Source organism: Streptomyces sp. NPDC051320, from assembly GCF_040682175.1.
Classification (GTDB): Bacteria; Actinomycetota; Actinomycetes; order Streptomycetales; family Streptomycetaceae; genus Streptomyces.
The window spans coordinates 548,277-570,860 of sequence record NZ_JBFBAL010000002.1 but is presented as its reverse complement, the minus strand read 5'-3'; the positions used below and the strand labels follow the sequence as shown (position 1 = coordinate 570,860).

General features: G+C 69.1%; 25 protein-coding genes. 12 read left to right on the top strand and 13 right to left on the bottom strand.

The genetic code is table 11. From position 1 onward, the window contains the following. Positions 1–326: 326 nt before the first annotated feature. The 5 genes from AB0M87_RS06675 to AB0M87_RS06655 all read right to left on the bottom strand — a co-directional run bounded on the left by AB0M87_RS06675 (position 327) and on the right by AB0M87_RS06655 (position 6,159). Complete coding sequence (locus tag AB0M87_RS06675; protein ID WP_365850647.1) at positions 327–1,805, bottom strand: hydrolase; 1,479 nt, start codon at positions 1,803–1,805, stop codon at positions 327–329. Between the two features lie 338 nt (positions 1,806–2,143). Continuing rightward, positions 2,144–3,427: a metallophosphoesterase gene (locus AB0M87_RS06670; protein WP_365850646.1), complete on the bottom strand. Its 1,284-nt coding sequence runs from the start codon at positions 3,425–3,427 to the stop codon at positions 2,144–2,146. A 408-nt stretch (positions 3,428–3,835) separates the two neighbouring features. Beyond that, positions 3,836–3,982, bottom strand: coding sequence for a hypothetical protein (locus AB0M87_RS06665; RefSeq protein WP_365850968.1), 147 nt, complete (start codon positions 3,980–3,982; stop codon positions 3,836–3,838). A gap of 111 nt (positions 3,983–4,093) precedes the next feature. Further along, complete coding sequence (locus tag AB0M87_RS06660; RefSeq protein ID WP_365850645.1) at positions 4,094–5,347, bottom strand: SpoIIE family protein phosphatase; 1,254 nt, start codon at positions 5,345–5,347, stop codon at positions 4,094–4,096. Continuing rightward, complete coding sequence (locus AB0M87_RS06655; protein ID WP_365850643.1) at positions 5,344–6,159, bottom strand: alpha/beta hydrolase; 816 nt, start codon at positions 6,157–6,159, stop codon at positions 5,344–5,346. The genes AB0M87_RS06660 and AB0M87_RS06655 overlap by 4 nt, the downstream gene beginning before the upstream one ends. Before the next feature lie 218 nt (positions 6,160–6,377). Between AB0M87_RS06655 and AB0M87_RS06650 the strand changes: the two genes are divergently transcribed. Beyond that, positions 6,378–7,022 (top strand): dihydrofolate reductase family protein, encoded by a 645-nt coding sequence (locus tag AB0M87_RS06650; RefSeq protein WP_365850642.1) that lies wholly within the window; start codon positions 6,378–6,380, stop codon positions 7,020–7,022. A 184-nt stretch (positions 7,023–7,206) separates the two neighbouring features. On the opposite strand, the gene AB0M87_RS06645 is transcribed toward AB0M87_RS06650, so the two are convergent. Further along, complete coding sequence (locus tag AB0M87_RS06645; RefSeq protein WP_365850640.1) at positions 7,207–7,437, bottom strand: hypothetical protein; 231 nt, start codon at positions 7,435–7,437, stop codon at positions 7,207–7,209. Between AB0M87_RS06645 and AB0M87_RS06640 the strand changes: the two genes are divergently transcribed. Together AB0M87_RS06640 and AB0M87_RS06635 are read left to right on the top strand one after the other, a co-directional pair. Further along, positions 7,426–7,560 carry a hypothetical protein gene (locus tag AB0M87_RS06640; RefSeq protein WP_365850639.1) on the top strand — a complete coding sequence of 45 codons (135 nt, stop codon included), beginning with the start codon at positions 7,426–7,428 and terminating at the stop codon, positions 7,558–7,560. The two genes, AB0M87_RS06645 and AB0M87_RS06640, sit on opposite strands and share 12 nt — an antisense overlap. Before the next feature lie 72 nt (positions 7,561–7,632). Further along, on the top strand, positions 7,633–8,061 hold the full coding sequence (locus AB0M87_RS06635) for a VOC family protein (protein ID WP_365850638.1): 429 nt from the start codon (positions 7,633–7,635) through the stop codon (positions 8,059–8,061). A gap of 58 nt (positions 8,062–8,119) precedes the next feature. Here AB0M87_RS06635 and AB0M87_RS06630 read toward each other — a convergent pair whose 3' ends face one another. Further along, positions 8,120–8,245 carry a hypothetical protein gene (locus AB0M87_RS06630; protein ID WP_365850636.1) on the bottom strand — a complete coding sequence of 42 codons (126 nt, stop codon included), beginning with the start codon at positions 8,243–8,245 and terminating at the stop codon, positions 8,120–8,122. A 270-nt stretch (positions 8,246–8,515) separates the two neighbouring features. On the opposite strand from AB0M87_RS06630, the gene AB0M87_RS06625 reads away from it, so the two are divergent. After that, complete coding sequence (locus AB0M87_RS06625; RefSeq protein WP_365850634.1) at positions 8,516–9,064, top strand: DUF1062 domain-containing protein; 549 nt, start codon at positions 8,516–8,518, stop codon at positions 9,062–9,064. A 203-nt stretch (positions 9,065–9,267) separates the two neighbouring features. Here AB0M87_RS06625 and AB0M87_RS06620 read toward each other — a convergent pair whose 3' ends face one another. Together AB0M87_RS06620 and AB0M87_RS06615 are read right to left on the bottom strand one after the other, a co-directional pair. Next, the gene (locus tag AB0M87_RS06620) at positions 9,268–10,128 is read right to left on the bottom strand and encodes a GH25 family lysozyme (protein ID WP_365850633.1); all 861 of its coding nucleotides are present in this window, start codon (positions 10,126–10,128) and stop codon (positions 9,268–9,270) included. A 362-nt stretch (positions 10,129–10,490) separates the two neighbouring features. Then, complete coding sequence (locus AB0M87_RS06615) at positions 10,491–11,426, bottom strand: NAD-dependent epimerase/dehydratase family protein (protein WP_365850632.1); 936 nt, start codon at positions 11,424–11,426, stop codon at positions 10,491–10,493. A 135-nt stretch (positions 11,427–11,561) separates the two neighbouring features. Here AB0M87_RS06615 and AB0M87_RS06610 point away from each other — a divergent pair, with 135 nt between their 5' ends. From AB0M87_RS06610 to AB0M87_RS06595, 4 genes are all read left to right on the top strand, one after another. Next, positions 11,562–12,500: a LysR family transcriptional regulator gene (locus AB0M87_RS06610; RefSeq protein WP_365850631.1), complete on the top strand. Its 939-nt coding sequence runs from the start codon at positions 11,562–11,564 to the stop codon at positions 12,498–12,500. Between the two features lie 545 nt (positions 12,501–13,045). Continuing rightward, positions 13,046–13,669 carry an NAD(P)-binding domain-containing protein gene (locus AB0M87_RS06605; protein WP_365850630.1) on the top strand — a complete coding sequence of 208 codons (624 nt, stop codon included), beginning with the start codon at positions 13,046–13,048 and terminating at the stop codon, positions 13,667–13,669. Positions 13,670–13,792: 123 nt separating this feature from the next. Further along, positions 13,793–15,052: an MFS transporter gene (locus AB0M87_RS06600; protein ID WP_365850628.1), complete on the top strand. Its 1,260-nt coding sequence runs from the start codon at positions 13,793–13,795 to the stop codon at positions 15,050–15,052. Positions 15,053–15,373: 321 nt separating this feature from the next. Next, entirely contained in the window at positions 15,374–16,147 is a 774-nt protein-coding gene (locus AB0M87_RS06595) for a polysaccharide deacetylase family protein (protein WP_365850627.1), read from the top strand. Here AB0M87_RS06595 and AB0M87_RS06590 read toward each other — a convergent pair. Both AB0M87_RS06590 and AB0M87_RS06585 read right to left on the bottom strand, forming a co-directional pair. After that, a complete protein-coding gene (locus AB0M87_RS06590) occupies positions 16,107–16,625 on the bottom strand; it encodes a hypothetical protein (RefSeq protein WP_365850625.1) in 519 nt (172 codons plus the stop codon). The two genes, AB0M87_RS06595 and AB0M87_RS06590, sit on opposite strands and share 41 nt — an antisense overlap. Before the next feature lie 134 nt (positions 16,626–16,759). Next, positions 16,760–17,848, bottom strand: coding sequence for a zinc-binding alcohol dehydrogenase family protein (locus AB0M87_RS06585; RefSeq protein ID WP_365850623.1), 1,089 nt, complete (start codon positions 17,846–17,848; stop codon positions 16,760–16,762). A 101-nt stretch (positions 17,849–17,949) separates the two neighbouring features. Here AB0M87_RS06585 and AB0M87_RS06580 point away from each other — a divergent pair, with 101 nt between their 5' ends. From AB0M87_RS06580 to AB0M87_RS06565, 4 genes are all read left to right on the top strand, one after another. Continuing rightward, positions 17,950–18,843 carry a LysR family transcriptional regulator gene (locus AB0M87_RS06580; RefSeq protein ID WP_365850622.1) on the top strand — a complete coding sequence of 298 codons (894 nt, stop codon included), beginning with the start codon at positions 17,950–17,952 and terminating at the stop codon, positions 18,841–18,843. 40 nt (positions 18,844–18,883) lie between these two features. Then, positions 18,884–19,030 (top strand): hypothetical protein, encoded by a 147-nt coding sequence (locus AB0M87_RS06575; protein ID WP_365850621.1) that lies wholly within the window; start codon positions 18,884–18,886, stop codon positions 19,028–19,030. Between the two features lie 698 nt (positions 19,031–19,728). Continuing rightward, positions 19,729–20,172: a hypothetical protein gene (locus tag AB0M87_RS06570; RefSeq protein WP_365850619.1), complete on the top strand. Its 444-nt coding sequence runs from the start codon at positions 19,729–19,731 to the stop codon at positions 20,170–20,172. 118 nt (positions 20,173–20,290) lie between these two features. Further along, positions 20,291–20,491 carry a hypothetical protein gene (locus AB0M87_RS06565; protein ID WP_365850618.1) on the top strand — a complete coding sequence of 67 codons (201 nt, stop codon included), beginning with the start codon at positions 20,291–20,293 and terminating at the stop codon, positions 20,489–20,491. A gap of 3 nt (positions 20,492–20,494) precedes the next feature. On the opposite strand, the gene AB0M87_RS06560 is transcribed toward AB0M87_RS06565, so the two are convergent. After that, positions 20,495–21,616 (bottom strand): NAD(P)/FAD-dependent oxidoreductase, encoded by a 1,122-nt coding sequence (locus tag AB0M87_RS06560; protein WP_365850617.1) that lies wholly within the window; start codon positions 21,614–21,616, stop codon positions 20,495–20,497. A gap of 452 nt (positions 21,617–22,068) precedes the next feature. After that, on the bottom strand, positions 22,069–22,581 hold the full coding sequence (locus tag AB0M87_RS06555; RefSeq protein ID WP_365850615.1) for a nucleoside deaminase: 513 nt from the start codon (positions 22,579–22,581) through the stop codon (positions 22,069–22,071). Between the last annotated feature and the right edge of the window lie 3 nt (positions 22,582–22,584).

Sequence of the window (22,584 nt, the reverse complement as noted above, 5' to 3'; positions counted from 1 at the left end):
GCCTGCCGCTCCGTCGATCACGTGGCACTTCCGTCAATCCCGCCCCTCCGTACGCCATTGCGGATCCCCCGCCCATTGACAGCGCAGGTCACGACCGGACCGCCGAGCATGGACAGCATCAAGGGCTCGGAGAACGCGAGATGGCAGTGTCGGCATGACCTGAGTCCATCACCTTCTGACGCTTTCAACTCAGCTGTGGTCTTCGGGAGGAACGCTGTCATGCCGGTGGCCCCTGAGCACGGCACGGCCTCGTCGCCGGGAGGTGCTGCTCCAGGGGGCCGGTCGCCGACGACGCGGCCACCGGCCCCGGAGGTGCACCTGCGTCGTCAGCCGACGTTCAGCGCCGTGTCGTCGAGGACGAACGACGTCGCCAGCTTGGTGCCCTCGGTACCGGTGAAGCGGATCGTCACCGACTGGCCCGCGTATGCGCTCAGGTCGAGGGTGCGCTGGGTGTAGCCGCTCGTCGCGTTGAGGTTGGAGTAGGTGGCCGGGGTGGCCAGGACGGCTCCGTTGCCGCCGACGACCTGAACCTTCAGGGTGTCGTAGGCAGTCCCGGTGGTGGCCTCCTCCGTGTCGATGTGCAGGTAGAACGACAGGGTGGCCGCGCAGCCCGACGGAATCGCCACCGACTGGGACACCGTGTCGGTGTGGGACGTTCCGTAGCCGTCGAGCCAGGCCTTGTACGTACCCGAGTGGGCGGCCTCGGCGCTTGCGTTGGTGATGACCCCACTGGTGGCCGACCAGGAGGTGGCACCGGACTCGAAGCCGGGGTTGCGCAGCAACTGGGCCGCGGTGCAGGTGCCGCCACCGCCGCCGCCACCGCCCGATGTGCCGGAGGCTCCGGAGAGCCACTCGGTGCCGTTGAGGCCGAGCTCGGCGTCCGTTCCCGCGGGGTCGTTCCAGCCGTCGTAGAGCGTGTTGCCGCTCTGGCCGGTGCCGTCGTCGATCGGTGAGCTGTCACCCCAGAACGCGACCCGCCCGCTGCCGAAGGTGCTGGTGGCGAAGAACGCGCCGGTGTTGCCGGAGGACCCGGTGCGGTAGACGAGGCCCTTGGCGGCGGCGTTGTCGGCCGGCTTGAGGGTGACCGTGGTGCCGTTGCGGATGATGCTGCCGGTCACCTTGCCGAAGGAGCCGTTCAGTACGGGGTCGGAGGAATCCGAGACGGCCCTGGGGTTGTCGGTGCCGATGTTCAGCTGGTCGACGGAGAACCCGAACGGGTCGGTGCCGTCCACGCTGTTGTTGGTCATCAGGTCGTTGATGACGTCGACCGCGTCGCTGCCGTCGTTGTTGCGGTCGGAGCCGGTGTGGTCCGAGATGAGGAACAGGCCGCCACCGTTCTGCACGAACTTCATGACGGCTGTCTTCTCGGCGGCACTCAGCAGCACGTTGGGTTCGGGCAGCACGAAGGTGTCGAAGTTCTTCAGGTCGAGCGCCGACGAGGTGCCGTAGCTGATGGTGTTGCCCGAGGGCAGTGTCTTCAGCGCGTAGTCGCCGGTCTTCTGCAGGGCGACGCCCCAGGAGGACAGAGCGCCGGTCCAGTCGGACTCCGTCGAGGGCGTCGCGTCCTGTCCGAGTGGGTCCGGCTGGCTCGTGCCGATGATCCAGTCGGCGTTGCCGGCGGTCTCGGCCTTCGTGTTGTCGAAGAGCACACGGTGGGGGGTGGTGGCCGTGGCGGTTGCCGCGGAGACCCCGCCGGAGGCGGCGGCGGGCGAGGCGGCCGCCTGGGCCGCGACACCGGTGAGCAGCATGCCGCCCACCGTCAGCGCTGTGGTGAGCGTGCGGCGTGAGCGTCTTGAACCGAGCATCCGTCATACCTCCGTCGAGTGGGGGGAGAAGGGGTGCGGAGCGTAAGTCTGCGCGCGTAGATAACGGGCCGGGGAACTGCCGGACTACGAGCGTTTGAACGGTACATGACTACCTGGCTCGGGGACAGAGCAAACGCGTGCCCGTGCCGCCACGCGTTCCCCGACTCGGGCCCCGCATGGACCGGCCTGCTCGCGGCCCGCGATCGGCAACGCGCGAGGTGGAGCGACAGTTCGTCAACGAGCAAGGGCTTGAAGCCTTTTGGAAGCGTGATGGGGAGCCCACTGACGTGCTGCGTCGCCCCGCAGTCTGATCCGGGGAGGGCAGCAACCCTGGCGCACTAGGCCGACCGCAGGGTGAGCAGTGTGATCTCGCTGGGTGCGAAGATCCGGAAGGGAGGGCCCCAGAAGCCGGTGCCCCGGGATGTGTAGAGCTGGGTCCGCTCGCCGTGCCGGCTGAGGCCGTGTACCACCGGCTGGTCGATCCGGACGAGGTAGTGGAACGGCCAGATCTGTCCGCCATGGGTGTGCCCGGAGATCTGCAGGTCGATGCCGGCGCCCGCTGCCTGGTGGACGTATTTGGGCTGGTGCGCGACGAGCAGGACCGGCAGGTCCGGGTCCGCCCCCGCCAGCGCACCGTCCAGGTTCGCCCGGTGTCCGGTCAGGCCGGAGGACTCCGCGGTCACGTCGTCCACACCCGCGAGCACCAGGCTGTGCCCGCCCCGTTCGACGACGACGTGGCGGTTGTGCAGCGGCTCCCACCCCAGCTCCTCCATGCGGTCGAGCCAGCCCTGGGCTTCGCTGCCGTACTCGTGGTTCCCGGTGACGTACACCTTCGCCAGCCGTGACCGTATCGTCCCGAGCGGCGCGGCCTGCCCCCGGCGCTGGTGCGGGGTGCCGTCGGCGATATCGCCCGCGTGACAGACGACGTCGGCGTCCAGCTCGTTGACCGCCTCGGCGACCCGCGCCGACCATCCGGCCCGGTCGATCGGTCCGTAGTGGGTGTCGGCGAGTACGACGACCCGTGTCCCGTCCAGGCCCCGGCCGAGCCGCGGAACCGTGACGTCGAGTCGCACCACCCGGGGCAGGCGCATGGCCTCGCGGTATCCCCAGGCCAGCAGCCCGGCCCCGACCACCGCGACGACAACGGCCACGATCCTGGACCGCGCCGGGTCGCCGACGCCGGACACGATCAGCACGAGCCGCAGCAGGCCGCTCAGCGCCGACCAGACGAACAGCACCCAGATCACGCCGAGGGTGGTGTCGGCGACGCGCGCCGCCCGGTCCGACCGCCGGCGCCCGTGCCCCATGACCATCAGCACCGGAAAGGAGAGCAGCGCGGCCGCGAAGAGGACCGTGCCGGCCAGGACCACCGGGAACGGCCAGTCGGTGTGGGAGGAGAACAGCGTCCACCAGGGCAGGAGGAACAGGGAGACGAGTACGACGACGAGTATGAGAACCCGGCGCAGGACCCGGACAGCGCCGCCGTGCCTCGGAGCCGGCGACGAACCGGCGCCGACCGGTACGCCGGCCTCGGCCGAGGGCTCGAGCATGACGGTGTCCGGTGCACCGCCGCCGATCGGCGGCGCGACCGGTTCCGTCCCGTGAGATTCGTGGTCTGCCACTGCACTGCCCCTCACATCCGCGATCCGGCCGGTTCCCATCATCCGTTACGCGGAGCCGCCTGCTGCACGGGGTCTGCACCGTTTCGACGGGGGAGGCGTGGTGCTGGGCGTAGCGCCGGGACACCTTGGCCCGTTTGCGAGTTGCGGGAGACCCGCGCGGTTGCGGCTACCCCGAGCGAGACCTCGACGCCGTGGCCGCCGAGCGCAACAGCCGCCCACGCAAAACGCGTGGCTGGGAAACCCCGGCCGAGCGCCTGCGGAGTCCGATGTGTCCAGGAGTGACAGCGCAAGCGGCCTTCCGCGCGGTGCCTTCGGACCCGGGCCACGCCGTGAGGCAGCGGCTGTTGCTCATTCGGCCTTGATGCTTGACCGTCGAACGGGGGCGCCGGCCGGGTTAGCTTCGCGTGATCATGTGGCGGTCGGCGCATGAAAGCAGGGCCTCCTGCACAGCTCGGGGAGGGCGTAGCCACGGGCGGCGATCAGCACGGTAATGCCGCTGGAGTCGCAGAAGTTGAGGCCGCCGAGGTCCACGATCAGCTGCTGGCCGGCGTGCAGGTTCAGGTGCGGCAGCGCGTCGCGGACCCGGGGGCACTGTCGTGGTCGAGGCCGCCGGCCAGTTCGATGACCGGGCGGCTGGTGCTGGTACGGGTGCTCAGGGCCAGGGAGTTAACTGCTGCTCTTCACTGGGGGTCGGGGCACGTTGATGGCCAGAAGTGCGGTGTCGTCGTCCACGCCGGTGCCGAGGGTGTCGAGCAGGTCACCCATGGCCTTGATCGTTTCCGAGGCGGTGGTGGGGGCCAGCGAGCGTGCGAAATCCAGAAGCGCTTCGTCGCCGTAGCGTCCGCCGGACTGGTCGGTGTGGGCTTCGGTGAGACCGTCGGTGTAGAGCAGCAGGGTGTCGCCCGGGTCCAGGAGGACGGTGATGGTGGCGATGTGGGCGTCCGGCAGGACGCCGACGAGCTGGCCGCCGGAGGTGGGCAGCTCGTCGGCGCTTCCGTCGGCCCGCATCAGGATGGCCGGCGGGTGGCCGCCACTGGCCAGGGTGATCTGGAAGGCGCCCCCGTCGCCGACGGGGGTGAGCAGCCCGAAGATCACGGTGCAGAACCGGGGATCGGTGCCGTTGTACTCGTGGTTCAGGACGGTGTTCAGATTGCCGAGTACCGCGACGGGATCGGAGTCGTAGACGGCTGCGGCGCGCAGGGTGTAGCGGGCGAGCGAGGTGACAGCGGCCGCGTCGGCACCCTTGCCGCACACGTCACCGAGGAACAGTCCCCAGGTGCCGTCGGCGAGCGGGAACAGGTCGTAGAAGTCGCCGCCGACCTCGTCCACGGAAGCGATGTGGTAGTGGGCGGCGACGTCCAGTCCGGGCACATCGTCCAGGACCGGGGGCAGCAGCGACCGCTGCAGCGTGGCCGTCAGGGCCTTGAGCCGGTCGCGTTCGCGATCGGCTTCCTGCCGGGCGCGCAGCAGTTCCGTCTCGTAGGCACGCCGGTCACGGGCGTCGACGACGGTGGTGCGGATCAGCAGTGGCTGCCCGTCCTCGCTGTTCTTGACGGTGGACGTCACCAGGACCGGCAGGCGTGAGCCGTCGGCGGCCTGCAGTTCCAGCGCGATGCTTCTGACCTCGCCCTGCATGGCCAGCAGCGGCGCGAAGTGGGTCTCGTGGTACAGCTTGCCGCCGACGGTGAGCAGGTCGGAGAACCGCTTGCGTCCGACCAGTTCTTCCCGCCGGTGGCCGAGCCAGTCCAGCAGGGTCTTGTTGACCTTGGCGATCTGTCCGTCCAGCAGGGTGGACAGGTATCCGCAGGGCGCGTTCTCGTACAGGTCTTCGGCGTCGTCCTCCAGCAGTGCGGAGAACGCCGCCGCCTGCTCGTCGTTCGGGCCCGTCTCGCAGCCGTGACCGTCGTCGGCCTCGCTCATCTGAGGGCAGTCCTGGCGGCGAAGGAGGCGATCGCCGCGGCGGTCGCCTCAGGCGCGCTGAGCTGCGGGCAGTGCCCGGTGGCGGTCAGGGTGACCAGCTCGCTCCCCGCGATCCGGGCGTGAACGAAGGCGCCCACCTCGGGCGGGGCGATCGCGTCGCTGGAGCACTGTGCGATCAGGGTGGGGACCGTGACCGCGGCGAGGTCGCCGCGGTTGTCGGACAGGAACGTGGCACGGGCGAAGGTCCGGGCGATCTCCGGATCGGTGCGGCAGAAGCTGTTGGTCAGCTCCTGCCCCAGCTCCGGTCGCTCCGGGTTGCCCATGATCACCGGGGCCATCGACGCCGACCAGCCCAGGTAGTTCGACTCCAGCGACTCAAGCAGCTCATCGATGTCCTCGGCGCTGAAGCCGCCCCGGTAGCCGCCGGCCGGGTCGTCGATGTAGCACGGCGAGGGGGTCAGCAGCATCAGGCCGGAGAAATACCCGGGCTCCCGCTTCGCGGCAAGCACCCCGATCATCGCGCTCACCGAGTGCCCCACGAAGACCACGGGACCCAGATCCACCTCACGGCAGATCTCCAGCACGTCCTGCGCATAGCCGGCGAGTCCGGTGTAGCGGTCCTCGCTCCAGGCCGACAGATCCGATCGGCCGACCCCCACGTAGTCGAAGAGGACCACCTTGAAGTCGCGTTCCAGGATCGGTACCACCAGACGCCACATGTTCTGGTCGCAGCCGAATCCGTGCGCGAGCATCACCGCGGGCCCGTCCGCCCGGCCGGTCACCCTCACATGGTTCCTGGCTCGTACATCCATACGGTCCATCTTCGCACTCAGGCCCTTCAGGAGCCTCTGGGTCGCCGAGCCCGCACGTGCATGTCGTACAGCTGGATGAGTCGCTCGGGGGTACCCGCCACGGACCACAGGCCCTGGAGTGACGTCACCCATGAGACACGCGCCGCTGGCAGACGCAGCGATGACTTTGTCCGGCCGGGAGAGTCTCACCACCACTGTCGCCATCACAGGAGGAACCCGTGACTCAGCTACTGAGAGTGCAGAACTTCAACGTCTCGAGTGACGGGATCGGGGCCGGGGAGGACCAGACCCTCGAGAGGCCGTTCGGTCATGTCGATCCCGGGAAGCTGTTCGCCTGGGCCGGCGCCACAGCGAGCTGGCCCATGCGCACCGACCCGGGGGGAAGCCGGGGCCTGGACGACTACCTCACGCGGGACTACCCCCGCAACATCGGCGCCGAGATCATGGGCCGCAACAAGTTCGGGCCCCAGCGCGGGCCCTGGCAGGACCACGAGTGGCAGGGCTGGTGGGGCGAAGAGCCCCCGTTCCACACCCCGGTGTTCGTCATGACCCACCACAAGCGTCCTTCGTTCACGCTCTCCGACACCACGTTCCACTTCGTCGACGGCGACCCTGCCGCAGTCCTCGGGCAGGCCCGGGAGGCGGCGCAGGGCAAGGACGTCCGGCTCGGCGGCGGGGCCACCACCATCCGGCAGTTCCTCGACGCCGACCTCGTCGACACCCTGCACGTGGCGGTCTCGCCGGTGAAGTTCGGCTCCGGAGTACGACTCTGGGAGTCTCCCGATGAGCTGCTCGACCGGTTCCACCTGGACGTCGTCCCCAGTCCGAGAGGGGTGACACACCACCTGTTCTGGCATAAGTGACCACCCCTCGAGGCCGGCCCGGGAGCCTCGGGCCATGCACGGGACATCGGTGGCGCACTTCTATGACGAACTGGCTGACGACTACCACCTGGGCCCTGATCGGCCAGGATCACACGACCGTTGTCGACTGTTCCTGCGGCATCGGCACGCAGCCCACTGCCCGAGCCGCGCTCTGACCCTCTGTTCAGCCCAGTGGCTCTGCCAGGGCCTTGAACGCCGGGCGGAGCAGAGCGGCGATTCGGTCGGCCGGGGCGTCACGAAGAGCGGCCACGCCGAGGAACTGGTGGCCGATGGTGACGCCCAGCAAGGTGGTGACGGCGAGTGCCGCGCGCAGATCGGGGTCCTCGGTCGCCGACAGGGCGGCGCTGACGCTGTCGATCTGCCGATCGAGGGCGACGCGGACGTGGATCAGCACATTGCGTACGTCGGCCAGGTGAAGCGGGGCGGCCGCCTCGATGAGGGTGCGGCCCCCCTTCTCTGCGAATTGGGAGACCAGGTGGCGGCGCGGCTCGCCGAGATCGATCAGAAGCCGAGTTAGCCGCGGTATGCGCTGGGTTCGGCCGGCTCGCCGGGCGCGAACCGGACAGAGCCCCCTTGGTAGGGTGCGCCGATGTCATCGGCCAAGCAGTTCCAAGTCACCTTCGACTGCGCGGAACCTGAACGTCTCGCTCGCTTTTGGTGCGAGGTGCTGGGGTACGTCGTACCGCCGCCACCTGAGGGGTTTGCCACCTGGGACGATTTCAGGGGGTCGCTGCCACCTGAGCGGCAGGACGCATGGTTTGCCTGCGTTGATCCCTCAGGCGTGGGCCCGCGACTGTACTTCCAGCGCGTTCCCGAAGGGAAGGCCGCCAAGAACCGGCTGCATCTCGACGTGCGGGTCGGCACCGGACTCGTCGGTGCGGAGCGCCTGGCCGCACTCGAGGCCGAGTGCGCACGACTGGTCCCGCTCGGCGCGGTACACGTGCGAACACTGTATGACGGCAACGATGCGTGCATCCCGATGCAGGACATCGAGGGCAACGAGTTCTGCATCGACTGAGGGCGAGGCTGCGCGGCCGGGCGATGCCGTGCCGGGCGGTGTGTACGCCGCCGCCCGGTCAGCGGGTGACGTTCGGGAGGAGGACGACCTTGCCCAACGGGTGGTCGTGTTCCATGTGGGCGAAGGCCGCCCGGACCTTGGCCAGCGGGTAGGTCCTGCTGATCGGGAAGCATCTCGCCGCCACAGGTGCGTCAATCAGGCGCGAGGGTTTCGCATGCGCCTTCGCAGGGCGAGAGTTCGTGATCCACCGGACAGAACCTGGCGGTGCGGCGCACGAAAACCGGTGGAGCGGCACCGCGGTGCGCCGTTACCGTGCAGCCGAACCAAGTCGTCCGGTGAAGGGCATGCCGTTGTACACCCTGTGAGACCTCCCGAGTGCTGATTCGTCGCGCGTCGCACCTGTGCGCCGCGCTGCCTTTTGCTGCGGACTTCTCACTGGAACCGGTGTTCTTCTGTGCTCGAAAACTGGGTGGTCATACCCACCTGCCTGCCGCTCGTTCTGCGCCGTTGCCACGCGTGCGCGTCGGAGCGCTTCCGGACAAGCGGAAAATTCCGAGTCAACGCGAACCACAAGCTCATCGACGTCTGGCTCCTCGCGCTCTGTACCGGTTGCGGGGAAACGGCGAAGCTCACGGTCCTGGAGCGGATGAACGTGCGCTCCGTACGACCTGAACTGCTGGACCGGATGCATGACAACGACCCCGCCCTGGCGGCGGAGTTGCTCCAGGATCCGCTCATGCGGCGCCGGAATCGCATAGCCCTCGACTGGGACAACGCCTGGCGCCTGGAGACCGGTGCTTCGGATCTCACGGACCACGAGGTGCTCGACATCTCGGTCCGCTTCGCGGCACGGATCCCCGTCCGGCCGGTGCGACTCATCGCTGAGGGTCGCGGTCTCTCGCGGGCGGAGGTCGAGAGACTGATCGAGGAGGGGAAGCTCGTTTCGGCAGTCCGCCTGAGCGGCAAGCTCTCCGGCGACTTCACCTTCATGCTCAAGCGCTGAGCGCTCCCTGCCCTTGGGGGCCTGTCCGGCAGGATCCGCCGGACAGGCCCCCAAGGTCTTCTGCTGCGAAAGGGCGGGGCATCGGCCCGCTCGGCGGCGATCCGGCCACGCCGGGCGGAGAGCGACTTCTGCTCAGTCCCAGCGCAGTCATCGTCGCAGGCCGGTGCTCAGATCCGGGTGCGGACGAGTCGGCGGAGCGGGGATCAGGTGTTGTTGGCCAGGTTCTTCAGGCCGGTCAGCGGCCCGTTGAACCGGTCCTGGTCGCCGGGGAAGGTGCCGGAGTCCGCGTACTGCCAGAAGGTGTAGAAGCCCCAGCCGGCCGGCAGCGCCCCGACGCTGGTGGAGTACCGGGCGATGAACAGGGGGTCGTTGGATCCGTAGGCGCTGCTGTTGCCGGTGCAGGTGGTCCACCAGTTGGTGGTGGTGTAGATGGTGGGCCAGCGCGTGGTCTTCGCATGCACCTGGTTGACGAACGAGGTGATCCAACTGCGCATCGACGCCTGGCTGAGGCCCCAGCAGGTGGAGCTGGGACCGTACTCGATGTCCAGCATGGGCGGCAGGGTCTTGCCGTCCTTGGACCAGCCTCCACCGTGTGCGACGAAGTAGTTGGCCTGCGTGGCGCCGGAGGAGCTGTTCGGGGTGGCGAAGTGGTAGGCGCCGCGGATTAATCCGGCGTTGTACGAGCCCGTGTAGTTCGCCGAGAAGTTGGGGTCGCGAAAGCTGGTGCCCTCGGTGGCCTTCATGTAGGCGAATCTGGCGCCCTTGGAATAGGCGGAAGCCCAGTTGACGGTGCCCTGGTAGTGGCTGACGTCCATGCCCTGCGTCTGGGTGACGCTGGGCGTGATCACCTGGGTCTTGGCGCCATGGCCCTCGTGCACGGCAACGGTCGAACCCATCCAGTCCATCTCGGGATTGTGCGCGGCCGCAGCCGGCGGCGTCGCGGCCGCGGCGGGAATCGCGACGCCGGGACCCACCAGGCCCATCGCCGCACCGGCGACTGCGGCGACTCCGGCGAGAGAGCGGCGGAGGTACTTCTTCCGGGTGCTGTACGCGGTGGCGTTCACATGTCCTCCAGGAGCAGGGGCGGATCTGACGTGGCCATGGCAAACGCGAATGTACGCGCGTAGATGAAGGAAGTGGAAGGGCCTCTCCGACTGACTATTGGTCCAGTCCTCTGGACGTCTCAAGTAGCTGCGCTGCAGCACGAATTGAAAGAAGTATCAGCAAAACTGAAACTCGGACAGGCCAGCAGGCCATGCCCAACTGCCCTCCCGGCAAAGCTGGTTGGCGGGGCCTTCGATGGGCCCTTGCCCAGGGGACCGGCTGTGAGAAGGCCTTTCGGCCACAGCCGAAAGGCCTTCTCACAGCGCCGCGCCGCCTGGTTGCGTGGCGTTCGTCACCGATCGGGTTCCGAATACAAGGGGAACTACATGGCCGGTGCGGCGGCTGCAGCGTTCTTGACAGCGTCCAGAGCGGCGGTGTGCGAGACGATGGGCTTGTACCCGAGTTCGGCTACCGCCTTGTCGGTCCGCAGGGTGCACGTCTGCCCGAGGAACCATCGAACGGGCACGGGAATCGCACGGGCGGCGGTCTCGGCGTCCAGTTCGGCGGTCGGCTTGTCAACGCCATGGATGTCGAACATGGTCTCCCAGAAGTCGCGGAAGGTGACGCGGTGTTGGTCGGTGACGAAATATGCCTGACCCGGCCGGCCGCGCTGCCATCCGAGCATGAGGCCCTCGACGCAGTTGTCGACGAACGTGATCTCAGTCGTGTGGCGACCGCCCTCGATCCAGGCGAACTGCCCCGCCTTCGCCAACTCGATCAGCATGTCGATGAGGATGCTGCCGGGACCCCACACCATCCTGGGCCGGATCGACACCGTGGCGAATCCCGGCGCGTTCGCGTCGAGCACGATCGCCTCGGCCTCGGCCTTCACCGCGGAGTAGGCGGCTTCCGAGTCCGGCCGCAGCGGCGCGGCTTCGTCGGCTTCCACGAGCGGATCGCCGGCAAGGAGTGCGGCTTCGGTTCCGCAGTGAACGAACCGGGGAACCCCGGCGTGGCGGGCCGCGTCGATCGCTGCCCAGGTGCCGCCGATCGTCACCAGCTCCTGACGCGCACGGTCGGCGGAGACATCGGTTTCGGCAGCGAGGTGGAACACCACTTCGCTGCCCTTCACCGCGTCCCGCCACGTGGCCGGGTCGGTCAGCTCGCCCCGCACGGGTTCGGCGCCCAGCGCTGACACCTTGGCGGCCGACTCCTCGCTTCGGACCAGAGCCCGGACCGTATGCCCCTCACGGACAAGCCGACGGACCAGCACTTGGCCGATGAACCCCGAACCGCCTGTGACGAATGCTCGTGCCATCAAACTCTCCTTCATCGATACCGGCCTCCTCGCCCGCCTCAGGGCGAGAGGGTCTCAGGGGATGAAGCAGCCTCCACTCACCAGCCATTCCCTCGAAAATATTCATAGTTCGATTGGGTGCGATAAAATTTGGACATGGCTTCTCTTCGGGCGCTGGAGTGCCTTGTCGCGGTCGCGGACTCCGGGTCGGTCACACAGGCGGCACGGCTGCTGCACTCGTCGCAGCCCGCTGTCTCTCACCAACTCGCCGCGCTGGAACGCGAGACAGGGACGGTTCTGCTTCGTCGCGAACCCAGGGGAGTCAAGCTCACTCCTGCCGGGCGGGCCGCTGTCGCGGATGCCAGACGAGCGATCGACGCAGCCGCCTCCGCGGTCCGGTCGGCCCGCGCTGCCGGCGAAGCGACCGGGGGATCACTGCGGTTGGCCTGCGCGCAGAGCCTGATCTCCGTGCTCGCCCCGGTCATTCGCGAGTGGCGCCACCGTCACCCCGAGGTGACGATCACCTTGCGTGAATCCACGTCGGTACAGGAGCTCCACGGCTTCATCGACGCCGACGAAGCCGACGTAGTGCTGATGCCTTCTCCGGTGCCCGACCGATTCACGGCGACCGCCGTCGGCGACGAGGAGATCGTGCTGGCCGCACCGACGGACCACCCCATCGTCCGGCAGCCTGTCGTGTCCGTACAGGATCTGGACGGAGTACGTCTCGTTCACTACGCCCCGGAGAACGGCCTCAGCACGTGGCTCGACCGATCCCTCACCAAGGCCGGAGTCCGCCCGGAGCCCGTGATGAGGACAGCGGTCACTGTCGCGGCCCCGCAACTCGCGGCTGCCGGCCTGGGGGTCGCGGTATGCCCGGTAAGCGCGATCAGCGCCGGCTTCCCGGGCGCGGTCCGATCGTTCTCACCACCATGGGTCAGACAACTGGTGGCGGTCACCTCCACCACACTCGACCCGCTCGCCGCGCGGTTCATCGCCAACATGCGCAAGCGCGGCGTGCACGTGCCCCGCGACGTGCGAGCTCAACTCGCGGGGGACAACCCGAAGCCCGCGAAGGCGCGACCGTCCTCCTGAGGATCGCCCCGCCGACCCGGTCGGCGATCAGGTCGTTCGCCGGCGATCAACAGCGGGCGGCGTCGACACCCATCGACTCGGCGAACGTCGGACCCTGACGAATCGACGCCCGCACGGGCCGGCGTTGCTGCGTCGCATCGCCGGCCCACGGCCCGGCGCGCCCGGGCGGCGCCGCACGGCCGATGGCAGTCAGGCGCGCGCTGCGGCGGTCCGCGGGCCAGAGCGCGGTCCCGACTACGCCCTCAGACACGTAATCCCCAGTTGACATGAGCAATATCTATCGCAACCCCTACTTCTATCGATCGGAAGACGGGAAGGATGGCTCCCCGTCGGCAGTTGAACAGCAGACAGAGGGCGAACTCACCACTGGGCCCGCGCAACTTCGAGAAGCATTCGATGGCGTGTCCGGTCCGGCCCGTCGCCCTCGACCTGTCGGACGAGGGGTCGATCCAGGCGGCTGCGGATCAGGGCAGGGCCGCCGGTGCGCTCGACCACCTCGTCAGCATCCCCACCACATCTGTCACCACTGAGGAACGAGATACATCATGAGCAACATCAGCATCATCGGTCTGGGAAACATGGCCCGCACCATCGGCGCCCGGGCGGTCGCAGGCGGCAATGCCGTCCAGGTCATCGGCCGCGACGCGGCCAAGGCCAAGAACCTGGCCGAAGCCCTCGGCAGCGGCACCGCGGCCGGGACGTTCGGCACCGCACCGGCCGGCGACATCGTCATACTCGCCGTGCCGCACGACAACGCGGCGCCGGTCGTCGCCCAGTACGGGGACGCGCTGGCCGGCAAGGTCATCGTCGACATCACCAACGCCTTCAACTCCGACGCCACTGGGCTGACCACCGCTGCCGACGCGTCCATCGCGCAGGAGATCGCCAAGGTCGCCCCTGCCGGTGCGCACGTCGTGAAGGCGTTCAACACCGTCTTCGGCCACGTCCTGGCCCAGGGCCGCCCGCTGGACGTGCTCATCGCCGGCGACGACGCCCAGGCCAAGGCAACTGTGTCGGCATTCATCAAGAGCCTCGGGCTGCGGCCGCTGGACACCGGCTCCCTCGAAATGGCGCGCTGGCTGGAGGGAACAGGCCTGGTGATGATGGGCCTGGGCCGATACGGCGCAGGGAACTTCAACTTCACCCTCGGCGTCAACACGTCCGCCTGAGCCCGCCCGCGCTCGCCCGCGCCTGGCACCAGGCGCCGAAAACGGTTGATGAGCACCCGATCCGCCAACCATCCGGCTCACGCATCAACGTGACTGCCGCGTCAGCACCACAAGGAGACAGCAATGTCCGATTCCGCCCAGGCGCCCTCACACGACGGCACCGCGTCCGGCAGCACAGTGCCGGACGACCCGCCTGCTACCAGCAGCATGTCCGACTCTGGTGCAACAGCCCCGCGGTTTCCGCTCCCGGCGCTGATCGTGATGGCCTGCACCACTTTCATCGGAATCGTGACCGAGACGGCGCCGGCCGGGCTTCTCCCGCAGATCGCCCGCGGACTCCGCGTCTCCGACGGCTCAGCCGGCCAACTCGTCAGTGCTTACGCGGTTGGAGCGGTCCTCGGGGCGATCCCCGCGGTCATGCTGACTCGCGGTGCCCGGCGCAAGCCGCTGCTGTGCGTCGGGCTGCTCGGGTTCTTCCTCGCGAACACCGCCACCGCGCTCGCCCCTGATCTCCTCGTCGCCCTCCTCGTCCGCTTCGTTGCAGGCGCGTTCTCCGGTCTGCTGTGGGGCATGCTCGCCGGATACGCGATGCGCATCACCGCGCCGGAACGCGCTGGACGCGCCCTGGCCATCGCCATGGCCGGCATCCCGATAGCCCTCGCGGCGGGGACTCCGCTGGGCACCTGGCTCGGTACGACGCTCGGATGGCGATGGGCCTTCGCCGGATCGTCCCTGTTCACCGCTGTCGTCCTCGTCAGTGCACTGATCCTCGTCCCCGACGCTCCGGGCCAGCACGCACACACGCGTATCCCGCTCGTCAAGGTGCTGCGCATTCCGGGTCTTGCGACCATCCTCGCCGTCGTCTTCGTCTGGTTGCTCGCGCACAACCTCCTCTACACGTACATCGCCCCCTATCTGCAGCAGGAGCACCTCGATCTGAAGCCCGACCTCGCGCTCGTCATCTTCGGCGTCGCCGCGATCGCCGGTGTCTGGATCACCGGAATCCTGGTCGATCGCATGCTCCGCCGCCTCACCCTGGCCAGCGTGGGCCTCTTCATCCTCGCCGGCGTGATCCTCCTCGCCGCCGAGCAGTCCACGCCGCTCGCGATCCTCGCCATCCTCCTTTGGGGACTCGCCTTCGGCGGCTCAGCGACACAGCTTCAGTCCGCTGCGGGAGCTGCCACCGGCGAGCACGCCGACGCGGCCATATCCATGGTCACCACGGCCTTCAACCTGGCGATCTTCACAGCCGGGGCGGTAGGAGCGGTCATCGTGGACGGCGTCGGAGCCAAGGCCCTGCCCGCAGTGATGACCGTCCTCGCGGTCTCAGCGCTCATCGCGGTAGGCCTCGGTCGGCGCGCCGCGTTCCGGCCCGGTCGCTGACCGGCAGTGACCCGGGCCATGCCTGGCGCACTCAGGTCTGCGCCAGGACCCCACCCCGGCCGGTCCGTCACCGAGTGCCCTGATTCCGGCGGTCGGTGGCCCGGGGCGCCCGGTGGCCCGGTGGTTATACACGCCGGGGAACCTCAACCGGTACGGCTCCGCCCGCTGCCCGCGAAGAGTTGTCCGCGCAGAGTTGTCCGCGAACCAACCGGAAATTGTCCGCAGTCGGTAACGGAGGCATCCATCGGCCCACCCGCCTCGTCCTGCCAAGTGGTTGCGAGGTGACCAAGATCGGTGCGGGCTGCGAGGCAAGGGGCGGACATGGCACGGCACAGCGGCGGACGGGGCTGGTACGGCAAGGTGCTCGGGGCGGGGCTCGCGGTGACGATACTCACCGCCGGTGCCTCCGCGTGGACCGCGCAGGCCAGTTCCGCGGACGGCTCGTCACCGAAGGCGACCGCTCCCGCCAAATCGGCCAGTGAGACCAAGCCGGTCGAAGTGACCATCGCGCACTCCTCGGACGCCGGGGCGCACGGCGTCAACATCACCGTCGATGACGGCCCCGACCCCACGTGGACCCCTCAAGTGCTCGACCTGCTGCGCCAGTACGGGGTGAAGGCCACGTTCTGCATGGTCGGGCCGCAGGCACAGGCCCACCCGGACCTCGTGAAGAGGGTGGTCGCGGAAGGGCACCGGCTGTGCGACCACACGGTGTCGCACGACACCACCATGGACAAGAAGTCCGAGGCCTACCAGTCGCAGCAGATACTCGACGCCGAACGCATGATCACCAAGGCGTCCGGGGGCGTACGGCCGATGTACTACCGGGCGCCCGGCGGGGCCTTCACCCCGTACAGCCGCAAGCTCGCCGCCTCCCGGGGGATGCGCCCGCTGGGCTGGAACGTGGACAGCAAGGACTTCGAGCGACCGGGCGCGGACGCCATCGTCGCCACCGTCGAGGGGGAACTGCCCAACGGACCCACCCTCCTCTTCCACGACGCGGGCGGCGACCGCTCCCAGACCGTCGAGGCCCTGCGCCGCCTCCTGCCCCGGCTCAAGGAGCAGGGCTACACCTACGGCTTCCCGGTGCGCTGAGCCGAGCTCCGGCGGCGAGGCGGCGGGCTTCGGCTGTGACCTCGGCATTGACCTGAGCTACTGCTTTGCCGGTGTCTTCGAGGATGGCGTACTCGTCATCGAGCTCGGCGAGCCGTTCCGTCAGGGGCAGCTCATGTCCATAGCGCTGATGAATCCGGAAGGTCAACTCCCAGGGTTCCAGCTCGCCGGCGAGCATGCGTCGGGCGAGCGCCCGCACGGCTGCTTCTTGGCCGGCCTCGCCGGCGACTGGGTAGAAGGTGAGGCCGAGTTCGTCAAGTGCTGGGGGAAGCAAGTAGTGGACGTCGTAGTCCGCCTCGGCACGGGTACAGGCGGCGAGGATTCGAAGCCCGGGGCTGTCGAGCCCTGCGACGAGCGCATCACAGGCGGCACTGACGACATCTCTCGCAGGGACTTCCCCCATGCTCCAGAGGGCGGCATGGTCCTGTAGGGCGTTTGCTGCTGCTTCGGGCGACGTCACCCACTCATGGTTGCCTTCGCGGTGCGTCCTGGGCGAGCAGGTTCTGTCGAAATGCGGGAGATAGCCGACTGCCTCGGGCTGCGCCGCCGGCCTCGGGCCGCCCGGCGGCGGGTGGTGGGGATCAGTGGGCCTTGTCAGCCGGCCCGTGGGGTGAGGCTGGTGCGGTCGAACGGGCCACCGTGTGCGGCGGCGTACGCGATGGCGTCGTTGACGGCATCGAGGCCGAACGACCGGACTCGTTCGGGGGCGAGCTCCAGAGTGCCCGAGGCCAGGAGCCGGATGATGCCGGCATTGGCGGTGCGCGGATACATCCACTGCCCGCGCACGGTGATCGAGTTGCGCATGATCCATGGGTACGGGAGCGCGAGGTCGTCGCCCCCGAGCATGCCGACGCCGCCCATGAGGACGACGCGGCCGTACTCGCGCACGGTCATGGCCGCCGCGCGCGACACCGAGCTGGGTGCCCTCGGCGGGAGCAGGTCGATCACCATGTCGATCTGACCGCCGGCCGCCGCGGACATCGCCGCGCGGTCGGTGGCCTCGTCCCCGGTCAGCGGGACCGGGCGCAGCCGCGGACCGAACCGGTCGGCGAGGAGGTCGAGCGCGGCCTGGTTGCGGCCGGGGACGACCACGCGGCCCGCTCCCATCGCGAGCGCGACCGCGACCGCGCTGCTGCCGAGATTGCCGGTGGCCCCGCTGACGAGCAGCGTCTCGCCGGCTGCGAGCCCGCCTGCCAGCAGCCCGCCGTAGGAAATGGTGTGCACGGTGAGTGCGGCCCAGCGGGCCGGATCGTCCCTGGCCGCGGCGGGCAGCGGGAAGACGTTCTCCGTCGGGACCCGCATGAGCTCGGCGAACGCGCCGTCGTGCAGGTGCTCGGCGAGCCGTGCGCCGCCCGCGCCGCGCGAGCTCCAGCCCTGGAGCGTGATGTCGGGCGTCACGGCGTCGTCCCGCGAGCGCACCGTCGAGTCGCACCACACCAGGTCACCGACGCGCAGCCGGGTGGCGTCCGGGCCGACGTGGACGATCCGCCCCACGCCGCCGACACCGGGCACGACAGGAGGGACAAGGGGGTACTTCCGCTTGCCGCTGAAGACCTCGGCCGCATACGGCGCCACGCCGGCGGCGAGGACCTCGACCACCACCTCACCGCCCCCGGCCTCGGGGTCGGGTACCTCCCGCACCGTGAGCGGGGCGCCGAACTCCGTCAGAACTGCTGCTCGCACGTGATGACCTCCGTGTTTGTCCGTGCCTGTGGGATCGACACTAGGAGCTGAGTGAGCATGCGGGAAGCGATGATCTGGCATCTGTGGTATGCGTAGGCCGCATGGACATCTCCAGTGCGGGACTGCGGGTCCTGCGGCAGATCGCCGAGTCCGGCAGCTTCACCGCAGCGGCTGCCCGACTCGGCTACACGCAGTCGGCCGTCTCACGTCAGGCCGCAGCCCTCGAACACAGCGCCGGCACCACCCTGTTCGAACGCCGCCCGGACGGGGTACGGCTCACTCCCTCCGGCTTGATCCTGCTGCGGCACGCCCACACGGTCCTGGCCTCGCTCTCGGCGGCCGAGCGTGAGCTCACCGGCACCGTCCCGCGGACCGAACGGGTACGACTCGGGATAGTCCCGAGCGCGGGCGCGGCGATCCTGCCCGCCGCACTCGCACACGTCGCGGCGGCCGGCCCGCAGGTCTCGGTCACCACCCGCGAGGGCACCACACCCACCCTGATCCGGGCGCTGCGCGCGGGCTCGCTCGACCTCGCCGTACTGACGTCCCGACCGCCCCACCGGCCTTTCGACGGCGACTCGCCGCGCCTGCACTTCGAGACCGTCGCGGACACCGAACTGCTCGTGGCGGCGCCCTCGACCGGACAGTTCGCCGGACGCACCACGGTGCACGTCGACGAGCTGGTCGACGCCGCGTGGATCGCCACCCCGTCATCGGGCTCCGAGCCACTGCTCGGTGTCTGGCCCGGCCTGCCCGGACGGCCGCGCGTCATCCACTCCGCGCGCGACTGGCTGACGAAGCTCCAGCTGGTCGCCGGCGGCTTCGGCGTGACGACGGTACCGTCCGGGCTCGCACCGGTGCTGCCGCCCGCAGTGAGCCTGCTGCGCGTCGACGGCGCGCCCCCCGAGATCCGCCGGGTGCTCGTGGCACGCCTCCCCGGCCACCCCGCCCCGGCGATCAGCACCGTCACCCGAGCGATCATTTCGACCGCATGAACCGCCGCCAAGGCCCCGCGCGATCGCGTGTACCCCTCTCGTGAGGGACCAGCAGGACGTCGGGCAGGCCGAGCACGAGGATCTGCTCGACGCGTTCCTCGCGTCGGTGAAGCCGGACGAGGGTGTGCTGCACGCCGCCGCACGCCCCCGGTGGGGCCGGAAGTCCCGTTTGTGTGGTGGGAGATGATTTCCGTGCGGTACGGTGACGGTGCCATCACGCTCCGCGTACGCACGTATACGGGGCGGCCCCCGGCGGTGCTACAACACCAACCGAGGGCCTTCATCACCAGTGGAGAAAGGTCCACCGGGAATGCTTCGGTATGTTATCGCGCCGTCCGGGCGCTATACGAAGGCATCGCATGATGTCGTCCGTCATCCGCGTCTGAACAACGACGCGAAGATCCTCCTCCTGTACGTCCAGGGCCTCCCCGAGCACGCGGTGCACAAGCCCTCAGTGAGCTCGCGCAGAAGCTCGGGCTCAAGGGACGCGCCTACCAGAAGGCCAAGGAGCAACTGACCGCGCACGGTTACGTCCACGAGTGGCGCACCCAGGGCGACCGAGGCCGTTGGGTCACCGAGCAGCTCGTGGCGAATCTCCCGCTGACCGTCGAGCAGGCATCCGGTTTACGGCAGGACCCCACGCAGGCCGCTCCGTCACCGAGTACCCGGGTTCCGGCGGTCGGTGGGCCGGGGCGCCGGGTGGCCGGTGGCTATGAACCGGTAGAAGACCACGGTGAGAAGACCACTCCCCACCCACCCTCCGAAGCCCGCCCGCCCGGCGAACCGAGCCAGGCACCGGAACGGGAAACCGCACCGGCACCGGCGCCGGACCCCGGGCCTCATTCGGATCGGCCACCCGCTCGGGAACTGGCGCAGGCAGAACGGGTGTTGCTCTCGCTACGTCACTCCCGCCGGGAACTGCACCTCGGCGTACCCGAGGCCCGCGCCCTGGCGGCCGACGCCGCGAAGTGGCTGCTGCGCGGTGTCACGCCCGCCGACCTGCGCCTTGTCCTGCTCGCCGAACGCCCACACGACGGCGTGCGCTCGGCAGTCGGCTTCCTGCGCTACCGCCTCGTGCACAAGCTCCCCGACGCCCCGGAACCGGCATCCGCCCCGCCGCCGTCCGCGCCCACACCCACCGGCTTGGTCACCTGCCAGGGGCCGGGCGAGGACCACGCCTTCCGCCCCGTCGCCGACGAGACCCACTGCGCCCCCTGCCGCCGCGCCGCCGCACAGCCGAAATCGCCCGGATCCCCGTCCGCGCCGAACGACCACACCCCGTGGCGCGAGCGCTTCACCGTGATCAACGGAGCACCCAGCCCGTCGTAACCTTCGCTCCGGCCGACCTGACTGAATCCATGCCCGGAGAGCTGGAGAACGCCAGGGCGCCCCACTGCGGAAGCCCTGGCATTTCCTCTCAGTAGACGACGGTGATGGTGCACTTCACGTGTGCGCCCGAAGACCCGACCAAGGTCTCCCCGAGGCCCACGCTCTGCTGCGCCTGCTCGCCGGAGCAGTGCTCAGGACCGGTGGATGGGCCTCGGGCTGGATCGCGTCCCGTCTGCTGGACCACATCGTCACCGACGATCACGCGATGGCCGTACCCGTTCCCCACCGGGTCTGCGACAAGACCGCGGACCCGGACTGAGCATCAGGAGTGATCGAACAGAGTGACTACGCTCTGCGGTGCTTCCCCGCCGAAGAAGATCTCCAGGTTCTTCGCCGAGCGGCCGGCGACGTCGCTGCTACGCGGGAACAGCCGCTCTTCGTAGGCGGTGAGCGCGGCCTCGATGTCGGGTTGCTCAACCAGCTTGCTCGCCAGGTCAGCGCCGTCGTACATGGCGAGGTTCGCACCCTCGCCGGCGAAGGGCGACATCAGATGCGCGGCGTCGCCGACGAGCGTCACGCCGGGCACCCTGTCCCATGCGAGCCCGACGGGCAGGGCATGGATGGGGCGGAGCCACGGCTCCGCGTCGCTCTGTGTCACAAAGGCGGTGAGCAGCGGCGACCAGCCATCGAACTCGTCGGCAAGTTGACGGAGGCCCGCGGACGGGTCGTCGAAGTCGATCGACCTCATCCACTCCTCGGGCTTGTTCAGCGCCACGTATCCCCGCACCTGCCCGTCGGCGTAGCGATGGGCGATGATGCCCTTGCCCGGCGCGACTGCCATCAGCGTGCCGCTACTGATCGCGGCCACGCTCGCCCGACAGTCCTGGCGGCCCGAGGCGAGGGCGATCTCGATGAAGCAGGTTCCGCTGTAGAGGGGCTTGGCGGGGGTGAGCAGCGGACGCACCTTCGACCAGGCACCGTCCGCGCCGATGACGATGTCGGCGCGCGTGGCGGGACTTTCCGCGAAGGTGAGGTCGTAGCCGCCTTCCACACGGTGCCGGATCGAGGCGAGCTTGTGACCCCACCTGATCGTCCCGGGCGTCAGCGAGTCGATGAGCAGGCGCCTGAGTTCGCCACGATCCACCTCTGGACGGGTCGAGGCGGGGTCCGCAAGCATGTCGAACAGGATCGTGCCGTGGCGGTCGACCACGCGCTTGGCGTCCTCGCCCGGGCGGACCAGAGCGAGGAACTCGTCGTAGAGACCGGCTGCGCGAACCGCGACCTGTCCGGTCTCTTCGTGGAGGTCGAGCAGGCCGCCCTGCGCACGGGCCGTCGCCGAAGCCTCACCCTCGTAGATCGTCGCGGCGACACCGTGAGCCTGAAGCACCCGGGCGAGCGTCAGCCCGCCCAGTCCCGCTCCGACAATGGCGATGGTCTTCTGCATGGTGCGCTCCTCTGTCGCGCCGACAAGCGGCGGCGGTGGTCAGCGCCGAAAGCGGACGGGGATGCCCGATCTCGGCAAGGAGACGCTCACCGATCAGAACCATCTGCATCGATGTACGAGTGATGTCCGGCGGGGTGGACCCGCGGAACATCGTTTTTCGCGACCTGGTGACTATAACTCGGTATCCGTCTCGTGGCGGCCGGGACCGCCCAGTCTGTGACACACCGCGCAGTCACCCCCGACCGGGACCTCCGCCGGAAGCGTCCGCTCCTTGTTCGGCAGCGTTCAACTCCCGGTGGAACCGCAGGTCCTCGAAGCCGTCGGCCCCGACGTGGTGGCTGTTCGCGGCCACTGCGGACAGTCCCCGTGCCGTGGCGCTGTCCGACTGTCTGGTGGGGCGTGGGAACTGCTCCTCAGGGGCGGAAGGTGCGGCGGCGTACGAATGCAGGACGTCAGAGTTTGGGCACCACCGTGAACGGCAACTGAGCCGCCCACTCGGCAAGCGCACCCGCCGCGCTCTCACGCAGGTCGCCCTCGACCGGGACCTCCGCCAGGAGGGACCGCTCCTTGTTCGGAAGCGACAACTCCCGGTAGAACTGCAGGTCCTCGAAGCCGTTGGTCCCGACATCGTGGCTGTTGGCGGCGTACACCAGACGCGGGATCCGCGCCCAGTAGCAGGCGACCAGGCACATCGGGCAGGGCTCGCTGCTGGAGTACATGACGCCGTCCTCCATCAGGTGCCGGCCGAGCGACTCGCCCGCAGATCGCAGCGCCATGACCTCGGCGTGCGCGGTCGGGTCGTTGCGCTCGACGACGGAGCTGGTGCCGACGCCCACAGCCTCGCCATCCACGACGACGATGGCGCCGAAGGGGGTCTTGCCCTCGTCCTCAAGGGCGTGACGCGAGACGGCGATGGCCTGTTCGAGAAACGCTCGGTCCTGTGAGTTCCCCTGGGCGTATGGCAACGG

Bases quoted from the DNA above. Each gene is read 5' to 3' on its own strand.
- AB0M87_RS06600 (WP_365850628.1), top strand. From the start codon at position 13,793: ATGTCCGATTCCGCCCAGGCGCCCTCACACGACGGCACCGCGTCCGGC.
- AB0M87_RS06655 (WP_365850643.1), bottom strand. From the start codon at position 6,159: ATGGATGTACGAGCCAGGAACCATGTGAGGGTGACCGGCCGGGCGGAC.
- AB0M87_RS06595 (WP_365850627.1), top strand. From the start codon at position 15,374: ATGGCACGGCACAGCGGCGGACGGGGCTGGTACGGCAAGGTGCTCGGG.
- AB0M87_RS06615 (WP_365850632.1), bottom strand. From the start codon at position 11,426: ATGGCACGAGCATTCGTCACAGGCGGTTCGGGGTTCATCGGCCAAGTG.
- AB0M87_RS06580 (WP_365850622.1), top strand. From the start codon at position 17,950: ATGGACATCTCCAGTGCGGGACTGCGGGTCCTGCGGCAGATCGCCGAG.
- AB0M87_RS06675 (WP_365850647.1), bottom strand. From the start codon at position 1,805: ATGCTCGGTTCAAGACGCTCACGCCGCACGCTCACCACAGCGCTGACG.
- AB0M87_RS06660 (WP_365850645.1), bottom strand. From the start codon at position 5,347: ATGAGCGAGGCCGACGACGGTCACGGCTGCGAGACGGGCCCGAACGAC.
- AB0M87_RS06560 (WP_365850617.1), bottom strand. From the start codon at position 21,616: ATGCAGAAGACCATCGCCATTGTCGGAGCGGGACTGGGCGGGCTGACG.
- AB0M87_RS06605 (WP_365850630.1), top strand. From the start codon at position 13,046: ATGAGCAACATCAGCATCATCGGTCTGGGAAACATGGCCCGCACCATC.
- AB0M87_RS06635 (WP_365850638.1), top strand. From the start codon at position 7,633: ATGTCATCGGCCAAGCAGTTCCAAGTCACCTTCGACTGCGCGGAACCT.
- AB0M87_RS06610 (WP_365850631.1), top strand. From the start codon at position 11,562: ATGGCTTCTCTTCGGGCGCTGGAGTGCCTTGTCGCGGTCGCGGACTCC.